Here is a 15454-nt window from a genome sequence, read left to right as displayed (position 1 = left end):
ACATGATCCTCTATGAACTGATCGATTTCGACACGCTGCGCGTGATCTGGTGGGCGCTTCTGGGCGTGCTGCTGATCGGCTTCGCGCTCACCGACGGGTTCGACATGGGCGTGGGCGCGCTGCTGCCCTTCGTCGCCCGCTCGGATGTCGAGCGCCGCGTGGCGATCAACACCGTGGGCCCGGTCTGGGAGGGCAACCAGGTCTGGTTCATCCTTGGCGGGGGCGCGATCTTCGCCGCCTGGCCGCCGCTCTACGCGGTGAGCTTCTCGGGCTTCTACCTCGCGATGTTCGTGGTGCTCGCCGCCTTCATCGTGCGCCCGGTGGCGTTCAAGTACCGCTCCAAGCGCGACAGCGCGACCTGGCGCAAGAGCTGGGATTGGGCGCTCTTCGCAGGCGGCGCGGTGCCGGCGCTGCTCTTCGGCGTGGCGGTGGGCAACGTGCTGCTGGGGGTGCCGTTCCACCTGACGCCCGATCTGATGCCGATGTATGACGGCAACTTCGCGATGAAGTTCCTCGGCCTGCTGCGCCCCTTCGCGCTGCTCTCGGGCGTGGTCTCGCTGTCGATGCTCTTGATGCACGGGGCGGCCTGGCTGAGCCTGAAGACCGAGGGCATGGTCGCGATCCGCGCCCGGACCATCGGCACCGTGGCGGGCATGGTCGCGGCAGGCGCCTACGCGCTGGCGGGGCTGTGGCTGGCCTTCGGCGTCGACGGCTTCGCGCTGACGGGCGAGGTGGTGGCCAACGGGCCGTCCAACCCGCTCTATTCCGAGGTTTCGCGCGGCGGCAGCTGGCTCTCGGCCTATGCCGAGCGGCCGTGGATCGCCATCGCGCCGCTCATGGGCTTTGTCGGCATCGCCATGGCGGTGCGCGGCCTGCGTGAGGGCTACGAGGTCTCGACGCTGCTCTGGTCGAAGCTCGGTATCTTCGGGATCATCGCCTCGGTGGGGCTGACGATGTTTCCGTTCATCCTGCCCTCGACCGTCGATCCGAACAGCTCGCTGACCGTCTGGGATGCCTCGAGCTCGCACCGCACGCTGTTCATCATGCTGGTGGTCACGGCGATCTTCATGCCGCTGATCCTCGCCTACACCGCCTGGGTCTACAAGGTGCTCTGGGGCAAGGTCACCGAGGACGACGTCACCGCCAATTCCCACTCCGTCTACTGAGAAGAGGAGAGACATCATGTGGTATTTCGCCTGGATCCTTGGCCTTCCGCTGGCCGCGCTCTTCGCGGTGCTGAACGCGATGTGGCTCGAGCTGCGCAGCGATGCCTGCCTCTCCGAAGAGGGCGATTGCCCGATGGGAGAGCACGAGCACTGAGATCATGCTGGGCATCGTCCCGCCTCGCATGCAAGCGGGGTCCGGGCGCAGGCCGTCCGGGCCCCGCGGCGGATTCCGGCTCAGCTCCGCGCGCCGATCACCAGCGCCACGCCGACCACCAGAAGCACCAGCCCGAGGATCTGCAGCGGCGCCACGCTGGTGCCGCGCAGCGTGTCGAAGCCGAGCCCCGCGACCACCTGCGAGGCGACCAGCGCCGAGATCGTCAGGGTCGCGCCAACCTGCGCATAGCCGGTGAGGCTGGCGAAGACGAAGAGGGTGCCCAGGAGCCCCGGCACGAGGAAGATCCACCAGCGCCCGCTTGCGAGCCGGGCGAAGGCCTCGGGCCCGTCCACCGCCAGCGCGGTGACGCTCAGCACCACCAGACCCACCGCCGAGTTCAGCCAGAGCGCCACCCAGATCGAGCCCGAGACGGTGCGCGCCTCGAGCATCAGCGCGTTTTGCAGCACCAGCGCGCTGCCGGCGGTGACCAGCAGCAGCAGGGTGACGAGAAGGGTCATTCCGGCACCTCGCGGGCGTCGAGCGCCAGCTGCATGAAGGTGAGGTCGAGCCAGCGCCCGAATTTGCAGCCGACCTGCGGCATTTCTCCGGTGACGGTGAAGCCGAGCCTGCGGTGCAGCGCGATGGAGGCGGCGTTGCCGCTCTCGATGCCGGCCACCATGACATGCTTGTTGAGGCCGCGCGCCCTTTCGATCAGCGCCGTCATCAGCACGCGCGCGAGCCCTTGTCCGCGCGCCTCAGGGTGGATGTAGACCGAATGCTCGACGGTGTGGCGGAAGCCCTCGAAGGCCCGCCAGTCGCCGAAGCTGGCATAGCCCAGCACCGCGCCGCCGGCGTCGCGTGCCACCAGCACCGGGTAGCCCTGCGCCTGCCGGGCCTGCCACCAGTCGCGGCGGTTGGCGAGATCGACCGGCGTCTCGTTCCAGATCGCCAGCGTGTTGTGCACCGCGTCGTTGTAGATCTCGAGAATGCCCGGAAGATCCGCCTCGGAGGCGTCGTCGATCTGCGGGGCGGTGGCGGAAAGGCTTGGATCGGGAAGCATTTGTCTAATATATTAGACGCCATGAGCACAGGTCTAGCCCGAAAGATCCAGGATGAGCGAAAGCGGCGCGAATGGTCGCTGACCGAGCTTGCGGAACGGGCAGGGGTCTCGCGCGCGATGATCCATCGTATCGAGGCCGACGAGAGCAGCCCTACGGCGGCGGTGATCGGGCGGCTCGCGGGGGCCTTCGGCATGACGATGTCCGAGATGCTGGCCGAGCCGGTGACCGGCGCCTCGCGGCTGTCGCGGGCGCGGGATCGCGAGGTCTGGCAGGATCCCGAGACCGGCTATGTCCGCGAGGTGCTCACGCCCCCGGTCGAGGCCGGACGGCGCAAGCTGGAGATCGTCAAGGTGACGCTCCCGGCGGGCGCGCGGGTGAGCTTTCCGCCGCAGAGCTTCGGCTTCCTGATGGAGAGCATCTGGGTTCAGTCGGGCGAGCTGACCTTCGAGGAGGGCAAGGAGGTCTGGCAGGTGGGGCCGGGCGATTGCCTGACCCTCGGCACGCCACGGCGCTGCAGCTTCGTCAACCGCAGCGACGCGCCCTGCAGCTACGTGGTGGTCGTTGCGCGGATCTGAGGCCCGCCGCTCGGGCGCGACGGGCCGGGGCCGCTCGGCTCAGCGCACCACCAGGACGGTCTGCGGCGCGTGGCGCACCACGCGGGCGGCGTTGGGGCCGACGAGATAGTCCTTCAGGGCCGGGCGGTGGGCGCCCACCACGATGACCTCGGCGTCGAGCTCCTTCGCCGCCTTGATGATCTCGTGGTAGATCGTGCCCTGCGTCACCTTCACCTTGCCGAGCAGGTATTCGGGGATCGCCGCCTTTGCCCATGCGGTGAGCTTGTCGCGGGCCTCGGCCTTGATGGCGTTGGCCTGATCTGGCCCGAGATAGGAGCCGACCATCGCCATCCCCGAGCCGGGGATGACGTTGACCACGTGTAGCGTGGCGCCCTCGTCCTTGGCCATGCGCACCGCCGCCTCGGCCACGTGGCCCGATTCCGGCAGATCGTTGATGTCCACCGCCAGCAGGATCGTCTGGTACATTGCCTCTCCTCCTCAGAAGGCCGGTTGCGTGGCGCGCGGGCGCTGGATCATCACGATCCCCGCCAGCAGCAGCAGCGCCGGAATGAAGAACCATTCCTTCGCGATGCGCTCGTTTGCGACCTCGACCGCCGATATCACCACCGGGTTGTCGCCGTAGTAATCATACTCGGTGCCGAGCTGATCGAAGAGCGGCGTGCCGGGGAAGGGCTCGTCGAGCAGCAGCCGTCCGTCCTCTTCCATCACCGTCAGGCCCTGATCGGCCAGCGCCGTCTCGGCATCGCCCGCGACCGCCGGGATGACGACGGTGGTCGGGCGCAGCTGCCCGGTGTCGAAATCGGGGCCCTCGACCAAGACGCGGATCTCGGCGCCATCGGGCTCCTCGGCCATCAGCTCGAGCGCCGCGCCGCCGGAGGCCGAGACATAGGGCTCCTCGACCATGTCGAGGAAGAAGCCCGGCCGGAACAGCATGAAGGCGATGAAGAGCAGCACCGCGCTCTCCCAAATCCGCGACTTGGCGATGAAGTAGCCCTGCGTCGCGGCGGCGAAGAGCAACATCGCCAACAAGGCGATGAAGAACACGAAGACCGCGTGCCCGAAGCTCACGTCGATGAGCAGCAGGTCGGTGTTGAAGATGAACAGGAAGGGCAGCAGGGCGGTGCGGATGTCATAGCCGAAACCCTGCAGACCGGTCTTGATCGGGTCGCCGCGCGAGATCGCCGCCGCCGCATAGGCGGCAAGGCCTACCGGTGGCGTATCGTCGGCGAGGATGCCGAAGTAGAACACGAACATGTGGACCGCGATCAGCGGCACCACCAGCCCCACCTGCGCGCCGACGCTGATGATGACGGGCGCCATCAGCGAGGACACGACGATGTAGTTGGCGGTCGTCGGCAGGCCCATGCCGAGGATCAGCGAGAGTACTGCCACGAGGATCAGCAGCACCATCAGGTTGCCGCCCGAGATCACCTCGATCACCGTGCCGATGACCTGGTGCGCGCCGGTCAGCGAGATGGTGCCCACGATGATGCCGGCGGCGCCGGTGGCGACACCGATGCCGATCATGTTGCGCGCGCCGAGGATCAGACCTTGCACGAAATCGCCCCAGCCGGCGCGCGCCTCGACGCCGACGTCATGGCCGCGGAACATTGCCTTGAGCGGGCGGTGGGTCAGCGCGATGATGATCATGAAGAAGGTGGCCCAGAAGGCCGAGAGCGCCGGCGACAGCCGGTCGAGCGTGTCGGTCCGCACCATCAGGTTCCACACCAGGATGAAGATCGGGATGGCGAAGTAGAGTCCGCCGATCAGCGTCGGGGTCAGGCGCGGTGCCTTGGGCGGCGCGTCTGGATCGGTGTCTTCCTTGATCTCGGGCAGGCTCGCCGCGATCTTCAGCAGCACCAGGTAGATCACCGCGACGAGGGCCACGGCGGCATAGATCGAGTTGCCCATGATCGGCTCGAGCAGGGTGCGCAGGCCGATCATCAGGAAGGTCAGCGCGCCGAGCAGGATGAAGCCCGACAGGAACAGGATCAGGATCATCAGCACGCCGATGCGCCGGCCCGGTTTCTCGAGCCCCTTGAGCCCCATTTTCAGGCTCTCGAGATGCACGATGTAGAGCAGCGCGATGTAGGAGATCACCGCCGGCAGGAAGGCGTGCTTGACCACGTCGATATAGGGAATGTTGACGTATTCGACCATCAGGAAGGCCGCCGCGCCCATGACGGGCGGGGTCAGCTGGCCGTTGGTCGAGGAGGCCACCTCGACGGCACCGGCCTTCTCGGCCGGGAAGCCGATGCGCTTCATCAGCGGGATGGTGAAGGTGCCGGTGGTCACGGTATTGGCGATCGACGAGCCCGAGATCATGCCGGTCAGCATCGACGACAGCACCGAGGCCTTGGCCGGGCCGCCGCGCAGCGCGCCCAGCAGCGCGATGGCGACTTGGATGAACCAGTTGCCGCCGCCGGCGCGGTCGAGCAGGGCGCCGAACAGCACGAAGAGGAAGATCATCGCGGTCGAGACGCCGAGCGCCACGCCGAAGACCCCCTCGGTCTGCATCCAGTAATGCCCCAGCGCCTTCGACAGCGAGGCGCCGCCGTAATTGGTGATGTTGCGGGCCCATTCCGAGTAGCCGCCGAAGAAGGCGAAGGCCACGAAGATACAGGCGATGATCACCAGCGGCAGGCCGAGCGAACGGTAGACCGCGATCATCAGGCAGATCATGCCGATGGCCGACATGGTGATGTCGGTGGCGCTCCAGAGGCCGGGGCGGCTGGCGATCTCGAAGCGGAAGACCACGAGGTAGAGACAGGCCGAGACGCCAAGCACCAGGAGCGCCCAGTCATAGGCGGGGATGCGGTCGCGCGGGGCGGTCTTGGTCAGGGGAAAGGCCATGGTGGCGAGCGCCAGCGCGAAGGCCAGGTGCACGAAACGGGCCTGCGCCACGATATTGGCGAAGATGCTCATGCCGGTGGCCTGCGCGAGCATGCCCGGGATGCGCGAGGCGATGTAGAGCTGGAACAGCGACCACGCGATGCAGGTGCCGATGATCAGCGTGCCCTGCCAGTTGGTCGGGTTGCGCGCGCCGGTATCGGCCTCCGCCACCATGTCGTCGGCAGTGCGTTCCGTTGACGGTTGATCCACCATCGCCCAGTCCCCCTGTTGAAAGGATATATTTTATGTTTTTGAGCGGGTTGCGCTGTTTCTCTCGCGCAGCCTCAGAGCTTTGTGCGGGCGCCGGAAGAGCCGGCGCCCGCGGGCAAGCGTGCCCTTATTCCATCAGGCCCAGCTCTTTGTAGGCCTTCTCTGCACCGGGGTGCAGCGGCGCCGACAGACCATCCTGGACCATCTGTGCCGGATCGAGATTGGCGAAGGCCGGGTGCAGCTGCTGGAAGTCCGAGATGTTTTCCATCACCGACTTGGCAACAACGTAGACCACGTCTTCCGGCACCTCGGAGGAGGTCACGAAGGTGGCGCCGACACCGAAGGTGGTGGTGTCTTCGTCATTGCCCGCGTACATGCCGCCGGGGATGGTGGCGACGCGGTAGTAGGGGTTGTCGGCCACGAGCTTGTCGATCGGCTCGCCGACCACGTCGATGAGCTTCACGTCGCAGGTGGTGGTGGCTTCCTGGATCGCCGCCGCCGGGTGGCCCACGGTGTAGATCATCGCGTCGATGTTGCCGTCGCAGAGCTGCTGGGCCATCTCGGAGCCCTTGTACTCGGTGGCGAGGGCGAGATCGTCCATGCCGATGCCGAAGGCGTCCATGACGACTTCCATCGTGGCGCGCTGGCCGGAGCCCGGGTTACCCACGTTCACACGCTTGCCGGCGATGTCCTCGAACTTCTCGACGCCGGCATCGGCGCGGGCGAGCAGGGTGAAGGGCTCGGGGTGGACCGAGAACACCGCGCGCAGCTCGGGGAACGGGTTGTCGGAGAACTGCGAGCTGCCGTTATAGGCGTGGTACTGCCAGTCGGACTGGGCCACGCCGAACTCGAGCTCGCCGGCCTTGATGGTGTTGATGTTGTAGACCGAGCCGCCGGTCGATTCGACCGCGCAGCGGATGCCGTGCTCCTTGCGGCTCTTGTTCACCAGACGGCAGATCGCGCCGCCGGTCGGGTAGTACACGCCGGTCACGCCGCCGGTCCCGATGGAGATGAACTGCTGGTCCTGCGCGCTGGCTGCCGCGCCCATGACGAGCGCGCCAGACAGGACGGCGCCGAAGAGGGTGGTTTTCATCAGATCGTTCTCCCTGTGATCTTGATTGAATTTGTGCTGATGATAGTGCCCAGAACTAAGCGAGGATGCAAACAGGGCAAGATTGCCGATGCATGACCCCGCGTCAGGCTCAAGGATGGTCCGCGATGTCTCATATTTTCCCGCGTCACACCAAGTCTCTCCCGCCGGTCGTTTCCCGCGGCGAGGGCGCTTATCTCTACGATTCCAATGGCAAGGCCTACCTCGACGGCTCCGGGGGCGCGGCGGTGTCCTGCCTCGGGCACAGCGATTCGAAGGTCGTTGCGGCGATGCAGGCGCAGCTTGGGCAAGTGGCCTTCGCGCATACCGGCTTTTTCACATCCGAGCCCGCCGAGCGCCTCGCGGACAGGCTGATTTCGCTGGCGCCTGAAGGGCTTGACCGGGTCTACGTGGTCGCCGGCGGGTCCGAGGCGATGGAGTCGGCGCTGAAGCTGGCGCGGCAGTACTACCTCGAGAAGGGCGAACCGGCGCGGCGCCACATCATCGCGCGCCGGCAGAGCTATCACGGAAACACTCTCGGCGCATTGGCGACCGGCGGGAACATATGGCGCAGGGAGCCTTTCGCGCCGCTGCTGATCGACGTGCATCACGTTGCCCCGTGCTACGCCTATCGCGGCATCCATCCCGGCGAGACCGAGGAGCAATACGGCGCACGGCTGGCGCTGGAGATCAAGGAGAAGATCGAGGAGCTCGGCGCCGAGAACGTCATGGCCTTCGTGGCCGAGCCGGTGGTCGGCGCGACGGCGGGAGCGGTGCCCTCGGTTCCGGGCTATTTCAAGCGCATCCGCGAGATCTGTGACGCGAACGGCATCCTGCTGATCCTCGACGAGGTGATGTGCGGCATGGGCCGCACCGGCACGCTCTTCGCCTGCGAGCAGGATGGCGTCTCGCCCGACATCTGCGCCATCGCCAAGGGTCTGGGCGCGGGCTACGCGCCGATCGGGGCGATGCTGTGCTCGGCGGAGATCTACGCCGCCATCGAGAACGGCTCGGGCTTCTTCCAGCACGGCCACACCTATCTCGGCCACCCGACCTCCTGCGCCGGCGCCAACGCGGTGCTCGACCGGCTGGTGGACGACAAGCTGGTCGAGCGGGTGGCACCTGTCGGGGCGATGCTGCGCGGTGCGCTGGAAGAGCGCTTCGGCCAGCACGCCAATGTCGGCGACATCCGGGGCCGGGGGCTGTTTCTCGGCATTGAGCTGGTGGCGGATCGCGACACCAAGGCGCCGCTCGATCCCGCGAAAGGGGTGGCGGGCAAGCTCAAGAAGGCGGCCTTCGCCGAGGGTCTGATCTGCTACCCGATGAGTGGCACCATCGACGGCGCCAATGGCGACCACATCCTGCTCGCGCCGCCCTTCATCCTCAGCGAGGATCAGGTGGGCGAGCTGGTCGACAAGCTCGACGCCGCGATGAAGGCGGTGCTGGGCTGACGGAGGTCCCCGCGGGCGGGCTTTGAGGGCAGGGCGCGTCTGCGCTCTGCCGGGGGGGGGCTTCAGTTCAGGTCTTCGAGCAGACGGCCGTGCTTGCGGGTCTCCTCGAGCACGTCGCCGAACGTTGTCATGCCGCGGGCCTGAAGCATCGGCAGCATCATCACCAGCACCTGCGCCGTGGCATGGGCATCGCCGAGCGCCGTGTGGCGCAGCTGCGGCGGGATCTCGACGCCGAGCCGCTCGCAAAGCGCATCGAGCGTGTGGGTCTGGCTGGCCCCGAACAGCACCGCCGAGAGCAGCACGGTGTCGAGGATCGGGTGATCCCACTCGACCCCCATGCGGGCGCGGTGGCGGCGCAGGAAGGCCATGTCGAAGGGCGCATTGTGCGCCACTATGACCGAGCCCTTAGCGAAGCGGTGAAAGCGCCGCCCGGCCTCGGCGATGTCGGGCTGGCCCCGCACCATCGCGTCGCTGACCTGGTGCACCTTCGTGGAGCTGGGCGGGATCGGGATGCCGGGATCGACCAGCTGGTCCATCACCTCGCCGGGCACGATGCGCCCGTTCAGCACCCGCACCGCGCCGATCTGCACGACCTCGTCCTTGTGCGGCAGAAGCCCCGTGGTCTCGGTGTCGAACACGGTGTAGCTCAGCGCCGCCAGCGGCGTCTCCTCGACCGCCTCGGGGGCATCGTGGGTCAGAAGGTCGAAATCATAGACCAGCGGGCGCTCGGCCTCGGGCGCCATGTGGGTCTGGGCGCCGTCGATCACCATCATGTAGCCGCCGCCCTCCATCGGTTTCAGCCGCGCCGAATAGCTCTGCGCGCCGTCGACACCCTCGGCCACGAAGCTCACCTCGCGGCCGGTCTTGTGCAGCGTCTTCACCGCCGCATCGAGCCCCTTGGCCTCGAAGAAATCGGACAGCGGCGCGTTCAGGCGCGGCACGTGCAGCTGCGCCAGCACCTCCGCCGCCTGGCCGTCGTAGAGCACGATCTGGCCGCGCGGGTTCACCAGGATCATCGCCACCGGGATCTCGGTGAGCAGGGCGGTGAGGCGCTCCTTCTCACGCGCCAGCCGCTCGGTCTCGAGCGCGATCTTCTGGGCGGTGTCCATCGTGCTGTCGGTGAGCCGCTCGGAGACCGCGTGGGCGGCATGGGCGAGATCGCCGAGATAGCGCGCCGATTGCAGGTCGACCTCGCGGGCGACGCCGGCATGGGCGCGCACCCGCATCTCGGCGGCGAGCTTCTCGATCGGCTTGGCGACGTTCTCGTCGAACAGCAGCCAGATCCCGGCGGTCAGCGCCAGCAGCGCCAGCGCCGAGAGGATGCCGGCGAAGACGAAGCCGTTGGCGGGGGTGGTGTCGAGCGCGCGGACGTAGCCGAACCCCAGCGCGATGCCCACCGCCACGCTGCCGCCGAGGCCCAGCAGCACGAAGAACAGGAAGATCCGCAGCCGCAGGCTCAGCTTGGTGATCATGCGGTGCCCTCCGGCGCGTCGCAGACCGCCGCGACGATGGCGTCATCCGCACCCGCCTCGCGCCAGACCGGCGCGCCGCCGTCGCCTCCTGCCGGGTCGGCGCGGCGGTGGTTGACGCAATCGACCATCATCTCGACCGACTGCACCGGCTGCCAGCGTGCGAAGAAGTAGAGATCGGCGAGATAGAGCCCCTCGGTCTCGCTATTGGCGCGGCGGGTGCCGTGATCGACGGCGATGAAGCGGTCGACCATCGGCACGGCGTAGGTCCAGGGGCGGTAGAGCGCGCGCGACTCATGCACCTGGGCCACGGTGAAGCCCTCGGGCAGCGCCTCGGCGGTGCGCCCGTACCAGCCATACTCGCTCGAGATCGTGGTGGCGATCATCGCCACGCCCGCGCCCACCGGCGCCAGCCAGCGTGGCAGCCGTCCGCCGAAGACCTTGTTGAGCAGCATGATGGCGCCCGCACCGGCAAAGCCCGCGACGAAAACGGCGATCAGTTCCAGAAACATTCTTCTCCTCCCAGAGAGCGGGCCCTAGCCCAGCATGCCGCGCCCGTGCCCGAGGGCCGATTGCAGCGACTTTATCACCACGAAGGCATCGCGCAGATGACTTCGCTCAAAATCCGACAGGTCGGCGGGGGCGAGGTAGTTGTCGGGCGCCTCGCCGCGCTTCACCTGTGCCGCCTGATGCTCGAGACGGGTCTCGGCGATCAGGTCGTAGGCGTCGAGCAGATCCTGCCCGCCCGAGCCCGAGAGCTTGCCCGCCGCCACCGCCGCCTCGAGGCGGGCGCGGGTGTTGACCTCCGCAAGCTCGCCCTGCAGCGCGTAGACCCGCGCCAGATCGACCACCGGCACCACGCCGTTATGCTTGAGATCGACGGTGTTCTTGTGCTCGCCCGAGCGGATCGTGGCGAAGCCGCGCAGAAGGCCAAGGGGCGGCGTGTGCTTGAGCGAGTTCGAGATCATGTGGGCCACGAAGATCGAGTTCTTCGCCGCCGCCGCCAGCGTCTCGGCCTGCAGCTCCTCGTAAAGCGCCTTGGTGCCGCCGATCGGGCGCAGGTCGAACATCACCGAGGCCAGCATCTGCGCCTTGGGATCGGGCTTCTTGATCCAGTTGGTGAAATACTGCCGCCATGTTCCGACGCGCTGGCACCATTGCGGGTTGGTCGCCATCATCTCGCCGGGGCAGTAGTAGTAGCCCGCAGCATCGAGCCCGTCGCTGACGAACTTGGCGAGCTCCGCGAAGTAGCGCAGGTCGTCGTCGCTGGCGGCATTGTCGAGGAACAGGCAGTTGTCCTGATCCGAGATGCCGGTCTGCTCCTGACGCCCCTGCGAGCCGCAGGCAAGCCAGAGATAGGGCACCGGCGACGCGCCGAGCGTCTCTTCGCCAAGCGCCAGCAGGCGGCGGGTGGCGGTGTCGGCGATGTCTGTGATCAGCCGCGTCACCACCTCGTGGCGGTTGCCGCTGGCGACGAGCTGCGCCAGAAGCTGCGGGATGCGCGCGGTGACCTCGGCCATGCGGGCAGGGCTCTCGGCGCGGGCGATCTCGGCCACCAGCTCGGCGGAGCTGACCGCCTGGAAGCGGGTCAGGTCGGTCTGGGTGACCATGCCGACAAGCTTGCCGCCCTCGCTCACCGGCACGTGGCCGATATTGCGCTCCATCATCATGTGCAGCACGTCCGAGCCGATGGCAGAGGGCGGCAGGGTCATCGGATCGACGGTCATCACGCGCGCCAGCGGCGTGTCGAAGGGCAGGCCGGCGCCCACCACCTTGCCCGAGACGTCGCGGACGGTGAGGATGCCGAGAAGCCGCTCGGCGTCGGTGACGCAAACCGAGGAGACGTGGCGCTCGGCCATCGCTTTCGCGGCCTCCTGCACGGTGGCCGAGGGCGGCAGGGTCAGCGGCTTGGGGGCCATCAGCGTCTCGACCCGGCTGTGGGCGAGGTCGGTCTTGCGCGGCTTGGCGCCGCGCGAGCGGTCGAAGAAGCGCTTCGAGGCCGGGTGCTCGCGCACCAGCTCGTTGAAGGCATAGACCGGCAGCATCAGCAGCAGCGTCTCCTCGACCGTGCGGGCCGAGGTGGCGGCGATGCCGTCGCGCGCCAGCCCGCGCTCGCCGAAGGAGTTGCGCGGCCCCAGCAGCGAGACCACGACCTCGTTCTCGTCGCGGATCTCGACCTGCCCGGAATGGATCAGGTAGAGCCCCTCGAGCGGGTGGCCGTAGGCATAGATCGGCTCGCCGGCGGGGAGGCGGCGCTGCACGAATTGCGGCACCAGGCTTTCCAGCGCGTCGGTGTCGAGCGCGTCATACGGGTGCACGCCGCTGAGGAAGCGGAGCAGCTCTTCGGGTGCGATCGGCATGGCGGCCCTCCCGGTCAGGCGGAACGGTGGAAACGAAAATCCCGCCCCGGAGTAACGCGGGACGGGATGAAAGGGTAGGGGAAAGGCCGCCGCGCGGCCTGACCCTTGAGGCTTAGTGGTCCTGGGCTGCGCCCGCGCCACGCGGCACGCGCACGCTTTCCACCAGCTCGCTGATCTCCCGCGGGATCGGTGCCGTCATCTTGGAGACGGTGAACGCGACCGCGAAGTTGATCACCGCACCCACCGCGCCGAACGAGGTCGACTTGATGGTGCCGAGCAGCGGATCGGCATCGGTGAAGGCGTTGGTGTCGGGGATGAAGAACCAGCCCTTGTGCAGGAAGATGTAGATCAGGGTGGTGAGCAGGCCTGCCAGCATGCCGGCAACCGCGCCCTGCTTGTTCACCTTCGAGAAGATGCCCATCATCAGCACCGGGAAGATCGACGCCGCCGCGATACCGAAGGCCAGGGCCACGGTCTGTGCTGCGAAGCCCGGAGGGTTGAGGCCCAGCCAGGTCGCCACCGCGATGGCCACCGCCATTGCGACACGCGCCGCCATCAGTTCGCCCTTCTCGCTGATGTTCGGGGTCAGCTGACCCTTCATCAGGTCGTGGCTCACCGCCGAGGAGATCGCGAGCAGCAGGCCGGCGGCGGTGGAGAGCGCGGCGGCGAGGCCACCGGCAGCCACCAGACCGATCACCCAGCCCGGAAGGTTGGCGATCTCGGGGTTGGCGAGAACGAGGATGTCACGGTTGAAGTTGGTGAGCTCGTTGCCCTGCCAGCCTTCTGCCGCGGCACGCTCGGCCATCGCGTCGGACGCATCGTTGTAGTACTGGATGCGGCCGTCGCCGTTCTTGTCTTCCCAGCCCAGAAGGCCGGTCTGCTGCCAGGTCTGCATCCAGTCATAGGTCGGATCGCTCTCGATCTGCTCGATCGATACGGCCTGACCCTCGACACCTTCCGGCCAGAACTGCTGGGTGATGTTGAGGCGCGCCATGGCACCCACCGCCGGGGCGGTCAGGTAGAGCAGGGCGATGAAGACCAGCGCCCAGCCGGCGGACCAGCGTGCGTCGGCCACCTTCGGCACGGTGAAGAAGCGCATGATGACGTGCGGCAGACCGGCGGTGCCGATCATCAGCGACAGGGTGAAGAGCACCATGTTGAAGGTGTCACCGTTGTGCGCGGTGTACTCGGCGAAGCCGAGATCGGTCACGATGCCGTCGAGTGTCGCCAGCAGCGGCTCGCCCGACGTGGAGTCGCCGAACAGGCCAAGGGCCGGGATCGGATTGCCGGTGAGCTGCAGCGAGATGAAGATCGCCGGGATGGTGTAGGCGAGGATCAGCACGCAGTACTGCGCCACCTGGGTGTAGGTCACACCCTTCATGCCGCCGAACACGGCGTAGGCGAAGACGATCACCGCACCGATCAGCAGGCCGGTGGTGCTGTCGACCTCGAGGAAGCGGCCGAAGGCCACGCCGACGCCTGTCATCTGGCCGATCACGTAGGTGGTCGAGGCGATGATCAGGCAGATCACGGCCACCAGGCGCGCGGTCGGGCTGTAGAAGCGGTCGCCGATGAACTCCGACACGGTGAACTTGCCGAACTTGCGCAGGTAGGGCGCAAGCAGCAGCGCCAGCAGCACGTAGCCGCCGGTCCAGCCCATCAGGAAGGACGAGTTGTCATAGCCGACGAAGGCGATGAGGCCCGCCATCGAGATGAACGACGCCGCCGACATCCAGTCGGCCGCGGTCGCCATGCCGTTGGTGACCGGGTGAACGCCGCGACCGGCGGCGTAGAATTCCGACGTGGAACCCGCGCGGGCCCAGATCGCGATGCCGATGTAGAGCGCAAACGACGCGCCCACGAACAGCAGGTTGATGGTAAACTGATCCATATCGACTTACTCCTCGTCCACGCCGTGCTCTTTATCGAGCTTGTTCATCCGGAAGGCGTAGAAGAAGATCAGCGCCAGGAAGACCAGGATGCTGCCCTGCTGGGCAAACCAGAAGCCCAGGTCGGTGCCGCCCACCGTGATGCCCGAGAGCATCGGGCGCAGCAGGATGCCGAAGCCGAACGAGCAGATGGCCCAGATGATGAGGCTAACGATGATGATGCGCAGGTTGGCCTTCCAATAGGCCTCGCCGCTCGATGTGTGATCCGCCATGAGCGGGTCCCTCCTCTCCTTGATGTCCCGGCCGCCCCCGTCCCGAGGTGCGGCCCTGCGGCGGCCCTCAGTGGGCCGTCGCGTCCTCCACGATCGCGCCGAGATCGGCGGCGATCTTGTCGATGGCGCCCATCGCGTCGATCCGCGACAGCGCCCCTTTCTCCTCGTAATAGCCGATCAGCGGCGCGGTCTGGGCGTGATACGCCTCGAGCCGGCTGGCCACGGTCTCGGCCTTGTCGTCGGCGCGCCGCTTCATCTCGGTGCCGCCGCACTTGTCGCAGACGCCCGCCTTGGCGGGCTGCTTGAAGGCGTCGTGATAGCCCTCGCCGCACCCGCCGCAGGTGTAGCGGCCCGAGATCCGGGTCACCATCGCGGCGTCATCCACCTCGAGGCTGACCGCAGCGTCGATCTTCTGGCCGGTCTCGGCAAGAAGACGGTCAAGCGCCTCGGCCTGCACGGTGGTGCGCGGGAAGCCGTCGAGGATCACGCCCTTGGCGCAATCGGGCTCGGCGAGCCGGTCGCGCAGGATGGCGATGACGATCTCGTCGGAGACCAGCCCGCCGGCTTCCATGACGGCCTTGGCCTGCTTGCCAGCCTCGGTGCCCTGGGCCACGGCGGCGCGCAGAAGGTCGCCGGTCGAGAGCTGCACGAGGCCGAATTTCTCTTCGAGCATGCGCGCCTGGGTGCCTTTCCCGGCCCCCGGAGGGCCGAGAAGGATGAGCACGGGGGCGGCGGTCATGGTTTGTCCGTCCATCTCAGATCACCCCTTGTTGGCGCGGTTTTCGATGAGGTCGTCGACCACCGAGGGATCGGCGAGGGTCGAGGTGTCGCCGAGGGCGCCGTAGTCGTTCTCGGCGATCTTGCG

General features: G+C 67.4%; 15 protein-coding genes. 4 read left to right on the top strand and 11 right to left on the bottom strand.

All coding sequences use genetic code 11. The features are described from left to right. Positions 1–2: 2 nt before the first annotated feature. Complete coding sequence (cydB, locus tag KUV62_RS11930; RefSeq protein WP_222603941.1) at positions 3–1166, top strand: cytochrome d ubiquinol oxidase subunit II; 1164 nt, start codon at positions 3–5, stop codon at positions 1164–1166. A 16-nt stretch (positions 1167–1182) separates the two neighbouring features. Then, positions 1183–1320, top strand: coding sequence for a cytochrome bd-I oxidase subunit CydX (gene cydX, locus KUV62_RS11925; RefSeq protein WP_222603940.1), 138 nt, complete (start codon positions 1183–1185; stop codon positions 1318–1320). An 80-nt stretch (positions 1321–1400) separates the two neighbouring features. On the opposite strand, the gene KUV62_RS11920 is transcribed toward cydX, so the two are convergent. Both KUV62_RS11920 and KUV62_RS11915 read right to left on the bottom strand, forming a co-directional pair. Continuing rightward, complete coding sequence (locus KUV62_RS11920) at positions 1401–1838, bottom strand: DMT family transporter (protein WP_222603939.1); 438 nt, start codon at positions 1836–1838, stop codon at positions 1401–1403. Beyond that, entirely contained in the window at positions 1835–2380 is a 546-nt protein-coding gene (locus KUV62_RS11915; RefSeq protein ID WP_222603938.1) for a GNAT family N-acetyltransferase, read from the bottom strand. The genes KUV62_RS11920 and KUV62_RS11915 overlap by 4 nt, the downstream gene beginning before the upstream one ends. 21 nt (positions 2381–2401) lie before the next feature. On the opposite strand from KUV62_RS11915, the gene KUV62_RS11910 reads away from it, so the two are divergent. Then, positions 2402–2956: a helix-turn-helix domain-containing protein gene (locus KUV62_RS11910; protein ID WP_222603937.1), complete on the top strand. Its 555-nt coding sequence runs from the start codon at positions 2402–2404 to the stop codon at positions 2954–2956. 39 nt (positions 2957–2995) lie between these two features. Here the strand turns inward: KUV62_RS11910 and KUV62_RS11905 are convergent, their stop codons facing one another. The 3 genes from KUV62_RS11905 to KUV62_RS11895 all read right to left on the bottom strand — a co-directional run bounded on the left by KUV62_RS11905 (position 2996) and on the right by KUV62_RS11895 (position 7151). Continuing rightward, the gene (locus KUV62_RS11905) at positions 2996–3421 is read right to left on the bottom strand and encodes a universal stress protein (RefSeq protein ID WP_222603936.1); all 426 of its coding nucleotides are present in this window, start codon (positions 3419–3421) and stop codon (positions 2996–2998) included. A 12-nt stretch (positions 3422–3433) separates the two neighbouring features. Next, positions 3434–6061 carry a TRAP transporter permease gene (locus KUV62_RS11900; protein WP_222603935.1) on the bottom strand — a complete coding sequence of 876 codons (2628 nt, stop codon included), beginning with the start codon at positions 6059–6061 and terminating at the stop codon, positions 3434–3436. 124 nt (positions 6062–6185) lie between these two features. Continuing rightward, positions 6186–7151, bottom strand: coding sequence for a TAXI family TRAP transporter solute-binding subunit (locus KUV62_RS11895; protein ID WP_222603934.1), 966 nt, complete (start codon positions 7149–7151; stop codon positions 6186–6188). A 125-nt stretch (positions 7152–7276) separates the two neighbouring features. Here KUV62_RS11895 and KUV62_RS11890 point away from each other — a divergent pair, with 125 nt between their 5' ends. Continuing rightward, complete coding sequence (locus tag KUV62_RS11890; RefSeq protein ID WP_222603933.1) at positions 7277–8599, top strand: aspartate aminotransferase family protein; 1323 nt, start codon at positions 7277–7279, stop codon at positions 8597–8599. A 62-nt stretch (positions 8600–8661) separates the two neighbouring features. Here KUV62_RS11890 and KUV62_RS11885 read toward each other — a convergent pair whose 3' ends face one another. The 6 genes from KUV62_RS11885 to KUV62_RS11860 all read right to left on the bottom strand — a co-directional run bounded on the left by KUV62_RS11885 (position 8662) and on the right by KUV62_RS11860 (position 15343). Further along, on the bottom strand, positions 8662–10071 hold the full coding sequence (locus tag KUV62_RS11885) for an exonuclease domain-containing protein (protein WP_222603932.1): 1410 nt from the start codon (positions 10069–10071) through the stop codon (positions 8662–8664). Beyond that, positions 10068–10580 carry a hypothetical protein gene (locus KUV62_RS11880; protein WP_222603931.1) on the bottom strand — a complete coding sequence of 171 codons (513 nt, stop codon included), beginning with the start codon at positions 10578–10580 and terminating at the stop codon, positions 10068–10070. The genes KUV62_RS11885 and KUV62_RS11880 overlap by 4 nt, the downstream gene beginning before the upstream one ends. A 24-nt stretch (positions 10581–10604) precedes the next feature. After that, positions 10605–12428 (bottom strand): putative nucleotidyltransferase substrate binding domain-containing protein, encoded by a 1824-nt coding sequence (locus tag KUV62_RS11875; protein ID WP_222603930.1) that lies wholly within the window; start codon positions 12426–12428, stop codon positions 10605–10607. Between the two features lie 112 nt (positions 12429–12540). After that, complete coding sequence (locus KUV62_RS11870; RefSeq protein WP_222603929.1) at positions 12541–14319, bottom strand: sodium:solute symporter family protein; 1779 nt, start codon at positions 14317–14319, stop codon at positions 12541–12543. Between the two features lie 6 nt (positions 14320–14325). Beyond that, the gene (locus tag KUV62_RS11865; protein WP_007801131.1) at positions 14326–14589 is read right to left on the bottom strand and encodes a DUF4212 domain-containing protein; all 264 of its coding nucleotides are present in this window, start codon (positions 14587–14589) and stop codon (positions 14326–14328) included. A gap of 67 nt (positions 14590–14656) precedes the next feature. Then, positions 14657–15343 carry an adenylate kinase gene (locus tag KUV62_RS11860; protein WP_222603928.1) on the bottom strand — a complete coding sequence of 229 codons (687 nt, stop codon included), beginning with the start codon at positions 15341–15343 and terminating at the stop codon, positions 14657–14659. Positions 15344–15454: the final 111 nt, after the last annotated feature.

Origin of the sequence: Salipiger bermudensis, assembly GCF_019801965.1 — a bacterium.
In the GTDB taxonomy this organism is placed as follows: Bacteria; Pseudomonadota; Alphaproteobacteria; order Rhodobacterales; family Rhodobacteraceae; genus Salipiger; species Salipiger bermudensis_A.
The sequence above is the reverse complement of the archived record's forward strand: the minus strand, read 5'-3'. Positions and strand labels throughout refer to the sequence as shown.

Coding starts and splice junctions, on each gene's coding strand:
- cydB (WP_222603941.1), top strand. CDS start 3: ATGATCCTCTATGAACTGATCGATTTCGACACGCTGCGCGTGATCTGG.
- cydX (WP_222603940.1), top strand. CDS start 1,183: ATGTGGTATTTCGCCTGGATCCTTGGCCTTCCGCTGGCCGCGCTCTTC.
- KUV62_RS11920 (WP_222603939.1), bottom strand. CDS start 1,838: ATGACCCTTCTCGTCACCCTGCTGCTGCTGGTCACCGCCGGCAGCGCG.
- KUV62_RS11915 (WP_222603938.1), bottom strand. CDS start 2,380: ATGCTTCCCGATCCAAGCCTTTCCGCCACCGCCCCGCAGATCGACGAC.
- KUV62_RS11910 (WP_222603937.1), top strand. CDS start 2,402: ATGAGCACAGGTCTAGCCCGAAAGATCCAGGATGAGCGAAAGCGGCGC.
- KUV62_RS11905 (WP_222603936.1), bottom strand. CDS start 3,421: ATGTACCAGACGATCCTGCTGGCGGTGGACATCAACGATCTGCCGGAA.
- KUV62_RS11900 (WP_222603935.1), bottom strand. CDS start 6,061: ATGGTGGATCAACCGTCAACGGAACGCACTGCCGACGACATGGTGGCG.
- KUV62_RS11895 (WP_222603934.1), bottom strand. CDS start 7,151: ATGAAAACCACCCTCTTCGGCGCCGTCCTGTCTGGCGCGCTCGTCATG.
- KUV62_RS11890 (WP_222603933.1), top strand. CDS start 7,277: ATGTCTCATATTTTCCCGCGTCACACCAAGTCTCTCCCGCCGGTCGTT.
- KUV62_RS11885 (WP_222603932.1), bottom strand. CDS start 10,071: ATGATCACCAAGCTGAGCCTGCGGCTGCGGATCTTCCTGTTCTTCGTG.
- KUV62_RS11880 (WP_222603931.1), bottom strand. CDS start 10,580: ATGTTTCTGGAACTGATCGCCGTTTTCGTCGCGGGCTTTGCCGGTGCG.
- KUV62_RS11875 (WP_222603930.1), bottom strand. CDS start 12,428: ATGCCGATCGCACCCGAAGAGCTGCTCCGCTTCCTCAGCGGCGTGCAC.
- KUV62_RS11870 (WP_222603929.1), bottom strand. CDS start 14,319: ATGGATCAGTTTACCATCAACCTGCTGTTCGTGGGCGCGTCGTTTGCG.
- KUV62_RS11865 (WP_007801131.1), bottom strand. CDS start 14,589: ATGGCGGATCACACATCGAGCGGCGAGGCCTATTGGAAGGCCAACCTG.
- KUV62_RS11860 (WP_222603928.1), bottom strand. CDS start 15,343: ATGGACGGACAAACCATGACCGCCGCCCCCGTGCTCATCCTTCTCGGC.